The following is a 13,054-nucleotide window of genomic DNA, read 5'->3' as shown; positions in this document are numbered from 1 at the left end:
CGATGAGGCCCGAGCAGCCAACCTCAGGCCCGAAACTGCCCCAGGCTGGCCTTCAACTGCGCCGCCAACCCATCCAGCACCTTGCCACTGGCGGTGGTCTCCACCACCGCCTGGGCCGCACGCTCGGCCTGGGCGTGGATCACTTCGACCCGACCACGCACCGCATGCGCGCCCTGGGCCTGATGCTCGGCAGCCCGAGTCGCCAGGCCAATCGCCGCATGCACCTGCTCAACCGAGGCCTGCACCGTTTGCTGCAAGCGCACGCTGTCGCGCAGTACCAGCAGCCCCTCACTGGCCTGGCGTCCGGCCTTGCCGATGGTTTCCACCGCCTCGCGCGCGCCTTGTTGCAGCGCCACGATATGCGCCTGGATATCGCCCGTGGAGCTTTGGGTTTTACTGGCCAGCGCGCGCACTTCGTCCGCCACCACCGCAAAACCACGCCCGGTCTCACCGGCCCGCGCCGCTTCGATAGCCGCGTTCAGGGCCAGCAGGTTGGTCTGCTCGGCAATGCCGTGGATCACCGTCAGCACCACCTCGATCTGCTCGCTTTGCTGGGCCAGGCGCTCGATCACCTTGGAGCCGGCCTGCACCTGGCCCGCCAATGCCTCGATCAAACTGCCGACCTCGGCCGAGGTCCGCGAATTTTCATCGGTGGCCTGGCGTATATCCACCACCTGCTGCAACGCGGCCTGCATGGCATGGCTTTCGGCTTGGGCCTCATCAGCCATTTGCGACAGCGCCCGCAGGCTTTCGGCCACTTCATCGCGCTGCAAGCCCGCCGCCGCATCGGCACCGGCGTTGCGCAGAGTCATCGCGCCGATTTCCACACCGGTACGCTGCGCCACATCACCCGCCTCCCGCACAATGGGCTGCAACTTATCCACAAAGCGATTGACCGCCGAGGCCATGGCGCCGATTTCATCCTGGCTGTTGATCTGCACGCGCTTGGTCAGGTCGCCCTCACCCGCCGCCAGATCATCCATGGCCGCAATCAGCAGTTTCAAGCGGTTGACCACACGCCGCCCAAGCACCACGGCAATCAGCAACAATACGCCCAGGCCAACCACCGCCAGGCCCAGGCCGATGCGCCAGCGCAAGGCTTGCGCGGCCTCCTGTACCGCACCCGAGGTGTTGGCCGTCATTTGCGTGGCCGTGGCTTGCGCCGACTGCAGGCGGGCGCCCATGGCTGCCGCACTGTCCGCCGCTGCGCCCTTGAGGCTATCCCCCACCAATTGACCGCCGCTGGCGATCAGCGCAGCAAAGCGCTGGTCCAGCGCCGTCAGGTCAGCCTCCACCGCCGCGGTGGAAACCCCCATGAGCACCTTGCCGATCTCCACGCCATTGGGGCTGATGGAGGCTTCGACGTAGTACACCGAAGGGTCGTTTTTCGCGGCATTCAACACTTTATCCAACGCACGGTCACCCTCGCCTTTCTCCAACAGCGCCTTGTTGATCGGGTTTTCCCGGTTCAAATAACGGGTCAGATGCTGGCCAGTAGCGTCGTCATACACCACAAACAACACATTGGGATTGCGCTGGGCACGCCGGGCGAATTCCGACAGTGCCGGAACATCACTGTCCCACATCGCACGCGGTGCAACCGAGGCCAGCAACTGCGCCATGTCGTTGGCAGAGTCTTTCAGGTCCTTTTCCAGGGTCGCACGCAGTTGCTGCTGCTCTTGCTTCAAACGCGCAGAAAGCCCGACCGTCAGGCGGTCACTGGTACTGGTCGATAAGCTGTCCAGGCTGGACATCACTTCCTTGCCCGCCTGGGTCAATTCGCCCGACAGTTTCTGGCTGTCGACGCCCAGGCGCTTGCCCAAATCGGCTTCCAGGGCCGTGACTGTGCTCCGGGTCAGGGCGACCGCCACCAGCACTTGCACCAAAAGAGCGATACCAAGGGTAACGAACACCGGTCGCAACAACCGGCTTTGTAACAATGAGAGAACGGCAGACATCGGGAATCCCTCCACCACGGGTGCCATTAAATTGATAGCACCGCGAAAGAGAGAAACATAGCAAGGGTCGTGCCGTGCCCGAGACAGAAACGACAAAGGGCCCCCGAAGGGGCCCTTTGCTTTTTACATCAACAGCTTATTAAGCGAACGGATGACGCAGGACGATGGTCTCGTTGCGGTCCGGGCCCGTCGAAATAATGTCGATCGGCGCGCCGATCAACTGTTCAACGCGCTTGATGTAGGCACGGGCGTTGGCAGGCAGCTCTTCCAGGGTCTTGGCACCCACGGTCGACTCAGTCCAGCCCGGCACTTCTTCGTACACCGGCTGCAGGCCCACGTAGCTGTCGGCGTCAGTCGGGGCAACATCGTTACCGTCTGCATCTTTGTAGCCGATGCAGATGTTGATGGTTTCCAGACCGTCGAGCACGTCCAGCTTGGTCAGGCAGATGCCCGAGATGCTGTTCACATCGATAGCGCGACGCAGGATAACGGCGTCGAACCAGCCACAACGACGAGCACGACCGGTAGTCGCGCCGAACTCGTGACCCTGTTTGGCCAGGTGCGCACCGACGTCGTCAAACAGCTCAGTCGGGAATGGACCCGAACCTACGCGAGTGGTGTAGGCCTTGGTGATGCCCAGGATGTAGTCCAGGAACATCGGGCCAACACCCGAACCGGTCGCCACGCCACCAGCGGTGGTGTTGGAGCTGGTCACGTACGGGTAGGTACCGTGGTCGATGTCCAGCAACGAACCCTGGGCACCTTCGAACATGATGTCTTTGCCGGCGCGACGCAGGTCGTGCAGCTCGGCCGTCACGTCCAGCATCAGCGGCTTGAGCAGCTCAGCGTACTCTTTGCACTCAGCCAGGGTCTTGTCGAATTCAATGGCCGGCTCTTTGTAGTAACCGACCAGCATGAAGTTGTGGTAATCCACCAGTTCACGCAGCTTGTCTTCAAAGCGCGGCATGTTGAGCAAGTCGCCCACACGCAGGCCACGACGTGCAACCTTGTCTTCGTAGGCCGGGCCGATGCCGCGACCGGTAGTACCGATCTTCAGCTCGCCACGGGCCTTTTCACGGGCCTGGTCCAGGGCGACGTGGAAGGACAGGATCAGCGGGCAGGACGGGCTGATACGCAGGCGCTCGCGCACCGGTACGCCTTTCTCTTCCAGCTTGGTGATCTCGCGCAACAGGGCGTCAGGTGCAACCACCACGCCATTGCCGATCAGGCACTGCACGCCTTCGCGCAGGACGCCCGACGGGATCAGGTGCAAGACGGTTTTTTCGCCATCGATGACCAGGGTGTGGCCAGCGTTGTGGCCACCTTGGTAGCGCACTACGGCGGCAGCATGTTCGGTCAGCAGATCAACGATCTTGCCTTTGCCCTCATCACCCCATTGGGTGCCCAGGACTACGACATTCTTACCCATAACACTTGTCCTCATTCGCGCAAACTTGGTGCCGGCGTTGGCCGGCAGGAAAACTCAAGAAGCCAGTGGCGATACTTGCCAAAGCCCGTTCTGCTGAATCAATTGCCGGTCGCAGTCCGCTTCACGGGCGGCGGCCAATGGCTGCCCAGGCAAGGCCTGGACGACACGCTGACCCTCGCTGCGCAACTGGCAGACCTGCTGCCAGAGTGCCGCGTCCGTACTGTCTGGCATCCAGATACCGCCAGACGGTAGCTCGACTTCAGCACGCCCCAGGGTCACCAGGGTTTTCAAATCGGTAGAAAAACCAGTCGCTGGACGGGCACGACCGAAGTCGGCGCCGATATCGTCATAACGACCGCCCTGGGCGATGGCTTGGCCAACACCCGGCACAAACACGGCGAACACCACACCGGTGTGGTAGTGGTAGCCGCGCAACTCACCCAGGTCGAAATACAAAGGCAACTGCGGGAAGCGCGCCGACAACTGCTCGGCAATCGCCAGCACGTCGTCCAGCGCCGCCAATACAGGCGCAGGCGCTTTGGCCAGGCGCTCACGGGCGGCGGCCAGCACTTCGCGACCACCACACAGATCCACCAGCGCACGCAGCATGCCAGCCAGATCGGCAGGCACACCTTCGGTCAGGGCGATCACTTCGTCGATAGCCTTGCGCTGCAGGGCATCGAACAACTGTTGCTCAACTTCACCGGACAGACCAGCCGCACGGGCCAGGCCACGGTAGATACCGACATGCCCCAGGTCCATGTGCACATCCGGCACATCAGCCAACTGCAGCATCGCCAGCATCAGGCTGATGACTTCGACGTCGCTGCTCGGGCTTGCATCGCCGTATAACTCGGCGCCCAGCTGGATCGGGCTACGGGAAGACGACAAGGCACGCGGCTGGGCATGTAGCACGCTGCCGGCGTAGCACAGGCGGCTCGGCCCTTCACGGCGCAGGGTATGCGCATCGATGCGCGCCACTTGCGGCGTGATGTCGGCGCGAAAGCCCATTTGCCGGCCCGATTGCGGGTCGATGACCTTGAAGGTGCGCAGATCCAGGTCCTGGCCCGCGCCGGTCAGCAGGGATTCCAGGTACTCGATATGGGGAGTCACGACAAACTCGTAACCCCAGCTCTGGAACAGATCCAACACCTGGCGACGCGCGATTTCAATACGCGCAGCCTCTGGTGGCAGTACTTCTTCGATGCCATCTGGCAGCAGCCAGCGGTCTACCGTTGCCATTACGCCATTCCCCTATGACCCGGCCAGCCCTTGGGCGAGCCTTGAGTGAAGCAGAAAATACCCGGCCCCTGCATAAACCACGCGCAAGAGCGACGTGACGAATGGCCTGTAACGGGCCTCGTCGGGCACTTTCCTCGAAAAACCTGTCACGCCTGCAGCGCACAACAACAATCAAACATGCAGACGCAAAAAAGCCGGGAATTTCCCGGCTGCCGCATCATACACCCGTTTTCCGAAAGGATCACCCCGCCGAGCGTTTTAGCCGCCCGACGGAGTGAAACCAGCCAGTCAGCGGGTTACTTGGACTTTTCCAGGTAGCGGAAGAAATCGCTACTTGGGTCCAGCACCATGACATCGGTTTTGTTCGCGAAGCTTTCACGGTAGGCACGCAGGCTACGATAGAACGCGTAGAACTCCTGGTCCTGGCCGTAGGCCTTGGCGTAGATCGCCGCGGCTTGAGCATCACCGTCACCGCGAGCCTCTTCAGACTCACGATAGGCTTCTGCCAACAGTACGCGACGCTGACGGTCGGCATCCGCACGGATACCTTCAGCCAGTTCGTTACCCTTGGCACGGTGCTCACGAGCCTCACGCTCACGCTCGGTGCTCATACGCTCGAACACGCTGCGGTTCACTTCCTTGGGCAGGTCAATGGCCTTGACCCGAACATCGACCACTTCGATGCCCAGCTCTTTTTCAGCCATGGTGTTCAACGAACGCGTGATGTCAGCCATCAACGCATCACGTTCACCTGAAACCACCTCGTGCAGGGTGCGTTTACCAAATTGGTCACGCAGGCCCGATTCCAGACGACGGGACAAACGCTCGTCGGCAATCTGCTTGAGGCCGGAAGTCGCGGTGTAGAAGCGCTCGGCATCCTTGACGCGCCACTTGGCGTAGGCGTCAACCATCACGGCTTTCTTTTCCAGGGTCAGGAAGCGCTGCGTCGGTGCATCCAGGGTCATCAGGCGGGCGTCGAACTTGCGCACCTGGTTGACGTAGGGGACCTTCACATGCAGGCCTGGCTGGACATCCGCCTGGACCACGCGACCGAATTGCAGCAACACCGCACGCTCGGTCTGAGCCACGATGTAGAAGCAGTTCCAGGCAGCGATGACCACGACGACACCCACAATCAGGGCGGTCAGCGATTTATTGCTCATCAACGACTCTCCCTGGAACGTGTTTGCTGTTGCTGCAAGTCAGCGGCCGCACGGGCGCTCGCTTCGTTGGCAGCGGCAGTCGAACTGGCGGAAGACGAAGTGTTACCAGCGCTACGACCACCTTCGATCATCTTGTCCAGCGGCAGGTACAGCAGGTTGTTCTGCCCACCCTTGTTGCCGGTCACGAGTACCTTGCTGGTATTGGTGAAGACTTCCTGCATGGTGTCCAGGTACAGACGCTCGCGGGTGACTTCCGGTGCCTTGCGGTACTCGGCCACCAGCTTGGTGAAGCGGTCAGCCTCACCCTTGGCGCGGGACACGACTTCGTCGCGGTAACCGTTGGCATCTTCAAGGATGCGCTGGGCCTGACCACGGGCTTCCGGCACGACGCCGTTGGCGTAGGTTTCAGCCTGGTTGCGCGAACGCTGCTCGTCTTCACGGGCGCGGATCACGTCATCGAAGGCTTCCTGCACTTCACGCGGTGCCGCTGCGCTCTGTACGTTGACCTGGGTAACAGTGATACCGGTGCGATATGTATCGAGGAACCGTTGCAGGCGCTCCTTGATCTCGCTGGCCATCAATTCACGACCTTCGGTCAGCACCTGGTCCATCGCAGTGGAGCCCACTACGTGGCGCAGGGCGCTTTCGGTCGCGTGCTGCAAGCTGATTTCCGGCTGGTCGACGTTAAGCACGAAGTCCTGCAGGTTGCTGATCTTGTACTGCACGGTCAGCGGCACTTCGACGATGTTCTCGTCTTCGGTCAGCATCTGACCCTGCTTGGTGTAGGCACGCTCACGCGTGACGTTCTCCATGTACTTCTTGTCGATCGGCGGGAAGTAGATGTTCAGGCCTGGACCGACAGTCTCGTAGTACTTGCCGAAGCGCAGCACCACGGCTTGCTCCTGCTCGTCGACTACATAGACCGCGCTGTACAGCCAGACAGCCGCCAGCGCCACGAGACCGAGGCCAAGCAGGCCGTAGCCGCCGCCCTTGCTCGTGCGACCGCCGTCGTCACCACCACGTTTTTTTCCACCACCGAACAACCCATTCAGGCTTTCCTGCAGCTTTCGGAAGGCCTCGTCGAGATCTGGTGGCCCCTTGCGGTCGCCATTATTGCGGCGTTTACCACCCCAAGGATCCTGATTATTCGAGTTGCCACCCGGCTCATTCCAAGCCATAGCGCTCTCCATCTGATAAAGCAAAGACGCACCCACGGCGCGCCGACCAATGCTACAGAATGCCTGCCACAGCGGCACAACCGCTTTCTCAGGCTTTTATTGCAAAGTGTGTTGTTCGAGGAACTCTGTCGGTACAACACCCTCACGACTCACCAGCCGATTGAGCTCCGAACGAGGCAAACGAACAGCCAGCAGGCTGACACCTTCTTCGTCGTGTTCTTCTTTCTGTACGGCGCCCAACTCAAAAAACTGAGCACGCAGTCGAGCAAAACGCTGCGGCAAGCGCAAGGTGCCGACGAACAAATCGCCACCGAGCAACTCGGCAATCGCCTGCTCGAGCAGCTCAAGACCGCTACCATCGCGCGCCGAGAGCCAGACCCGTTGGGGCCTGCCGTTTTCGTCACGCTGGATTTGCGGCTCTACGCCCTCAAGCAAATCGAGTTTGTTATAGACCTCAAGGATCGGCAAGTCCTGGGCACCAATCTCGCCCAGTACCACCATGACCTGTTCGATCTGCAACATCCGGTCAGGCTCGGCCGCATCGATTACGTGCAGCAGCAGGTCGGAGTTGCTCGACTCTTCGAGCGTAGACCGAAACGCCTCGACCAGCTTGTGGGGCAAGTGGCGAATGAAGCCCACGGTATCGGCCAGCACAATCGGCCCCAGGTCGTCGAGTTCCAGACGGCGCAAGGTCGGGTCGAGGGTGGCGAACAGCTGATCGGCCGCGTACACGTCCGATTTGGTCACGTTGTTGAACAGCGTGGATTTGCCTGCGTTGGTATAGCCCACCAGGGACACGGTAGGGATATCCGCACGCGTACGCCCACGGCGCGATTGCTCGCGTTGGCTGCGTACTTTTTCCAGGCGGCCCTTGATCTGGCGCAGGCGAACCCGCAGCAGGCGTCGGTCGGTTTCAAGCTGGGTTTCACCCGGGCCACGCATGCCGATACCGCCACCCTGACGCTCAAGGTGAGTCCAGCCGCGAACCAGGCGGGTGCTCATGTGGTCAAGCTGGGCCAGTTCGACCTGGAGCTTGCCTTCATGGGTACGGGCGCGCTGGGCGAAAATATCGAGAATCAGACCGGTGCGGTCAATCACGCGGCACTCGAACACACGTTCGAGGTTACGTTCCTGACTGGGCGTGAGGATGTGATTGAAGATCACCAGATCGGCTTCTTCGGCATGGACCAGGTCGCGTAGTTCCTCGACCTTGCCGCTGCCAATCAGAAATTTGGCGGTTGGCCGATGACGCGGCACGTTAAAAAACGCGACGGTCTCGGCGCCGGCCGAATTTGCCAGCTCCTGAAACTCCTGCGGATCTTCGCGCGCCTCAGGGTCCTGTCCATCCAAGTGAACGAGGATTACTCGCTCACCACCACCGTGGCGCTCAAAGAACAAAGGAGACTCCTATCAGGCGTTACCTGGCTCAGGGTCACCCTGTTCGGATTCGGTTGCGCTAGGCAGACGAATTGGACGAACCGGCACTACTGTCGAGATAGCGTGTTTGTAGACCATCTGGCTGACGGTGTTTTTCAGCAGGATAACGAACTGGTCGAAAGACTCGATCGTACCTTGCAGCTTGATGCCGTTGACCAGATAGATGGAAACCCCAACTTTCTCTTTACGTAAAGTATTCAAGTAAGGGTCTTGTAGCGAATGCCCTTTTGACATGTGCCGCACTCCTTTAAGGATCAATAATAAAAAATCGGAAAAATAGATAGTTTGTGACCGTCACACCCCCAAGGATAGACGGCAATTGCAAGGACTCAGCTCAATATGGAGACCGTTCCCAAGTATTTCAAGGCGCGTGACAGATTGTCGCAATCCAGACTGTCCAGCCAATGCAAGTCAGTCCAGCTGCGCAGCCAAGTGAACTGGCGCTTTGCCAATTGGCGCGTGGCAATAATGCCGCGCTCCTGCATTTCGGCTGACGTCAGCTTGCCATCCAGATGATCCCAGACTTGGCGGTAGCCTACAGCACGTATCGAAGGCAATCCCGGATGCAGATCACCTCTTGAACGCAGTGCTACGACCTCCTCTACGAACCCCTGTTCCAACATAATTGTGAATCTTTGTGCAATTCGCTCATGCAGCACCTGGCGATTCGCCGGAGCGATCGCCAGATTTGCGACAGTATAGGGCAATTGTCCCGGTCCAGAGGTGCCTGCGTCAGTACTTTGCGCAGATTGTCTGAGGCGGTGGGCTGTCATGGTCTGACCACTGACGCGCCAGACTTCCAGGGCCCGGCTCAGGCGCTGGGGGTCATTGGGGTGAATGCGCGCGGCAGACACCGGGTCAATCGCCGCCAATTGCTCGTGCAGGGCTTGCCAGCCAAGGCGCGCAGCCTCTTCTTCGATTTCGGCGCGCACCTGCGGATCGGCGGGCGGCATGTCTGCCAGGCCTTCCTGCAGCGCCTTGTAATAGAGCATCGTGCCGCCCACCAGGAGCGGGATATTGCCCCGCGCGGTGATTTGCGCCATGGCGGCAAGGGCATCGCTGCGAAAATCCGCCGCCGAGTAGCTTTGCGACGGATCGATAATGTCGATCAGACGATGGGGATGGGCGGCCAACAGCTCTTTGGACGGTTTGGCGGTGCCGATGTCCATGTCTCGGTAAACCAGGGCCGAATCGACGCTGATCAACTCGCACGGCAGGACCTTGGTCAGCTCGATAGCCAGGTCGGTCTTGCCGGCGGCCGTCGGGCCCATCAGGAAGATGGCGGGAGGTAGAGAGCTCATCAACGGCCGCGCAGGAATAGTTTGTCCAGATCATCCAGGCCCATTTGGGTCCAGGTCGGTCGGCCGTGGTTGCATTGGCCGCTGCGTTCGGTGTTTTCCATATCCCGCAGCAAGCCGTTCATTTCCGGCAGGGCCAGGCGCCGGTTGGCGCGGATTGCACCGTGGCAGGCCATGGTGCCGAGCAGTTCGTTGATATGCGCCTGGATCCGGTCACTGGTGCCGTACTCCATCAGGTCCGCCAGCACATCAGCTACCAGCCGATTGGCCTCGGCCTGCTTGAGCAAAGCCGGAATCTGCCGGATCGCCAGGGTTTCTGGCCCCAGGCGCTGCAACTCAAAGCCCAGCTTCTGGAACACCGCCAGGTGCTCTTCAGCGCAATCGGCCTCGCGCTGGCTGACCGCCAACGACTCCGGCACCAGCAACGGTTGGCCGCTCAGGCCTTCGCTGGCCATGGCGATCTTCAGGCGCTCGTACATGATCCGCTCATGGGCCGCGTGCATGTCCACCAGCACCAGGCCGTGGGCGTTTTCCGCGAGGATGTAGATGCCCTTGAGCTGGGCCAGGGCATAACCCAGGGGCGGGATGTCACCGCCACCTTCCGGCAAAGCCACTGCGCCCGGTTCGGCACCGGGCAGCGGCGCAAAGAACTCACGATAGGCCGACTGGGCCTCAGCCACCGGCACTGCCGATTGCGGTCGCGGGGTGTATTGATATTGATAGCCGGCACCTGCACCGGAACCCGCCGCCGGGTAACTCGGCTGGGCTTGCGGCGATTGCAGCAGGTTGGCCGCCAGGCTCATTTCGCCCTGGGGCCCGAATTCACCGGCCTCCGGCCCTGTCGGGCGGACGACGGCAGTAACAATCGGCGCGCCCAACTGATCATCCGGGCGCACGTCGCCCAACGCTCGGTGCAAGGTACCGTAGAGGAAGTCATGAACCATGCGCCCATCACGGAAGCGCACTTCATGCTTGGTCGGGTGCACGTTGACGTCGACGACCGCCGGGTCCACTTCAAAAAACAGCACGAAGGTCGGATGGCGGCCATTGAACAGCACGTCGCGATAGGCCTGGCGTACCGCATGGGCCACCAGTTTGTCGCGCACCGCACGGCCATTCACAAAGAAGTACTGCAAGTCCGCCTGGCTGCGGGAGAACGTTGGCAGGCCTACCCACCCCCACAAATGCAAGCCATTGCGCTCGATTTCAATCGGCAGCGCCTGCTCCAGGAAGCCCGCGCCACAGATCGCCGATACGCGTCGGGCGCGCGCGGCATCGTCGTTGGCCTCGTGCAGGCTGAGGATGGTCTTGCCGTTGTGGCGCAAATGGAAGGCCACGTCGAAACGGGCCAGGGCCAGGCGCTTGATGACTTCTTGCAGGTGATCGAATTCGGTTTTTTCGGCCTTGAGGAATTTGCGCCGAGCCGGGGTATTAAAGAACAAGTCACGCACTTCCACCGAAGTGCCTACCGGGTGGGCCGCCGGCTGGACCCGGGGGGCCATGTCGCGACCTTCGGTCTCTACCTGCCACGCCTGCTCGGCGCCACGGGTGCGGGAAGTCAGGGTCAGGCGCGCCACCGAGCTGATCGACGCCAGGGCTTCGCCACGGAAACCCAGGCTCATCACCCGCTCAAGATCTTCCAGGTCACGAATCTTGCTGGTGGCATGTCGTGCCAAGGCCAGCGGCAGGTCATCGGAGGAAATCCCGCTGCCGTCGTCGCGCACCCGCAGCAGCTTGACCCCGCCCTGCTCCACATCCACGTCAATGCGCTTGGCGCCGGAGTCGAGGCTGTTTTCCAGCAACTCCTTGATCACCGAGGCCGGGCGCTCAACCACTTCGCCCGCGGCAATCTGGTTGGCCAGCCGCGGGCTGAGCAATTCGATGCGCGAGGCGCTGTTCAATACCGATTCACTCATTACTGGGCTGCCAATTCAGTGCCAGGGATGGTCAACACCTGGCCGACTTTCAGTTCGTCGGTTTTCAGGCTGTTGGCGCTGCGCAACGTGGCGGCCGACACCTGGAAGCGTACAGCCAGCATGGCCAGCGTATCGCCAGGCTGCACCCGGTGATCGCGTGGGCCCTGGGCGATTTTCCCGGAATCGCGCAGCCAGGCGATATAGGTGCCCGGTGGCGGGTTCTGCTGGAAGAACTGACGCACGCCAGAGCTGATGGAACGCGCCAGGGCCTGCTGATGGCTGGCACTGGCCAGCTTGTTGGCTTCGTTGGCGTTGGAGATAAAGCCGGTTTCCACCAGGATCGAGGGGATATCCGGCGACTTGAGCACCATAAACCCGGCTTGCTCCACCCGCTGTTTATGCAGCGGCGTGACCCGGCCCATGTTGGTCAGGACTTTCTGCCCGACGTTCAGGCTGGAGGTCAGCGAGGCGGTCATCGACAGGTCAAGCAACACACCGGCGAGCATGCGGTCCTTGTCATCCAGGGACACGTTGCCCGCGCCGCCGATCAAGTCGGAGCGGTTTTCGCTATCGGCCAGCCAGCGTGCAGTCTCAGACGTGGCGCCGCGATCCGACAGGGCAAACACCGAGGCGCCAAAGGCGGCCTTCGACGGTGCGGCGTCGGCGTGGATCGAGACGAACAGGTCGGCGCCCTTCTTGCGGGCGATTTCGGTACGCCCGCGCAATGGGATGAAGTAGTCACCCGTACGGGTCAATTCGGCGCGGTAGCCTTTCATGCCGTTGATCTGGCGCTGCAATTCCCGGGCAATGGCCAGGACCACGTCTTTTTCGTGTTGGCCACGGGAGCCGGAGGCGCCCGGGTCTTCACCGCCGTGGCCGGCATCGATCACCACGATGACGTCACGCTTGCCGGCCGGTGCGGGCGGCAGCGGTGGCAACTTGACCTGGGGCTGCGCAGGGTTGACCGGCACCGCAGGCGTCGTGGCAACAGCAGGCGTTGGCGCAGGGGCTGGCGCCGCGTCGGCCGGGTTGTCAAACAGGTCGACCACCAGGCGGTTGCCATACTGGGCGTTCGGTGCGAGGGAAAAACTCTTGGGTGTGACGACCTTCTTCAGGTCGATGACCACCCGCAGGTCGGTCGGCGTGCGCTGGGCCGAGCGCATCGCGGTAATCGGCGTGTTGGCCGTGGAAACCTTCAACGGCGCGGCCAGGGTCGCACCATTGATGTCAATGACCAGGCGATCAGGCGCCGTCAGGGTAAAGACACTGTGCTGGACCGGGCCAGACAGGTCGAACACCAGTCGCGTGTTATCCGGCGCTCGCCACAGGCGCACACTTTTTACCTGTGAAGCGGCCAGAGCATTGACAGTCATTGCCGCAAGCAACACCCCCACGACAGCAACCAACGCGCGAAAGCGCATACCTAACCCACC

At 61.5% G+C, this 13,054-nt stretch carries 10 protein-coding genes; all 10 read right to left on the bottom strand.

Annotated elements, in window-relative coordinates; translation table 11 throughout:
- Positions 1–23: 23 nt before the first annotated feature.
- Positions 24–1,958 carry a methyl-accepting chemotaxis protein gene (locus tag C5F71_RS15530; protein WP_104911465.1) on the bottom strand — a complete coding sequence of 645 codons (1,935 nt, stop codon included), beginning with the start codon at positions 1,956–1,958 and terminating at the stop codon, positions 24–26.
- A 139-nt stretch (positions 1,959–2,097) separates the two neighbouring features.
- A complete protein-coding gene (locus C5F71_RS15525) occupies positions 2,098–3,387 on the bottom strand; it encodes an adenylosuccinate synthase (RefSeq protein WP_029299589.1) in 1,290 nt (429 codons plus the stop codon).
- A gap of 54 nt (positions 3,388–3,441) precedes the next feature.
- Complete coding sequence (locus C5F71_RS15520; RefSeq protein WP_029299587.1) at positions 3,442–4,629, bottom strand: ATP phosphoribosyltransferase regulatory subunit; 1,188 nt, start codon at positions 4,627–4,629, stop codon at positions 3,442–3,444.
- A gap of 296 nt (positions 4,630–4,925) precedes the next feature.
- A complete protein-coding gene (hflC, locus tag C5F71_RS15515; protein WP_010213607.1) occupies positions 4,926–5,792 on the bottom strand; it encodes a protease modulator HflC in 867 nt (288 codons plus the stop codon).
- Positions 5,792–6,970 carry an FtsH protease activity modulator HflK gene (gene hflK, locus C5F71_RS15510; protein WP_029299584.1) on the bottom strand — a complete coding sequence of 393 codons (1,179 nt, stop codon included), beginning with the start codon at positions 6,968–6,970 and terminating at the stop codon, positions 5,792–5,794. The genes hflC and hflK overlap by 1 nt, the downstream gene beginning before the upstream one ends.
- Positions 6,971–7,066: 96 nt before the next feature.
- Positions 7,067–8,368, bottom strand: a complete 1,302-nt coding sequence (gene hflX, locus C5F71_RS15505) for a ribosome rescue GTPase HflX (protein ID WP_029299582.1) — start codon at positions 8,366–8,368, stop codon at positions 7,067–7,069.
- Between the two features lie 12 nt (positions 8,369–8,380).
- Positions 8,381–8,641, bottom strand: a complete 261-nt coding sequence (gene hfq / locus C5F71_RS15500; protein WP_104911464.1) for an RNA chaperone Hfq — start codon at positions 8,639–8,641, stop codon at positions 8,381–8,383.
- Between the two features lie 95 nt (positions 8,642–8,736).
- Positions 8,737–9,708, bottom strand: coding sequence for a tRNA (adenosine(37)-N6)-dimethylallyltransferase MiaA (miaA, locus tag C5F71_RS15495; protein WP_070996436.1), 972 nt, complete (start codon positions 9,706–9,708; stop codon positions 8,737–8,739).
- Positions 9,708–11,606 (bottom strand): DNA mismatch repair endonuclease MutL, encoded by a 1,899-nt coding sequence (gene mutL / locus C5F71_RS15490; RefSeq protein WP_176770990.1) that lies wholly within the window; start codon positions 11,604–11,606, stop codon positions 9,708–9,710. The genes miaA and mutL overlap by 1 nt, the downstream gene beginning before the upstream one ends.
- A gap of 14 nt (positions 11,607–11,620) precedes the next feature.
- Positions 11,621–13,042, bottom strand: coding sequence for an N-acetylmuramoyl-L-alanine amidase (locus C5F71_RS15485; RefSeq protein ID WP_029299576.1), 1,422 nt, complete (start codon positions 13,040–13,042; stop codon positions 11,621–11,623).
- Between the last annotated feature and the right edge of the window lie 12 nt (positions 13,043–13,054).

The sequence above is a fragment of the Pseudomonas sp. LG1D9 genome (assembly GCF_002949995.1).
GTDB classification, from domain to species: Bacteria; Pseudomonadota; Gammaproteobacteria; order Pseudomonadales; family Pseudomonadaceae; genus Aquipseudomonas; species Aquipseudomonas proteolytica.
Note: the sequence above shows the minus strand (reverse complement) of the source record. Positions and strands in the feature narration are given on the sequence as shown.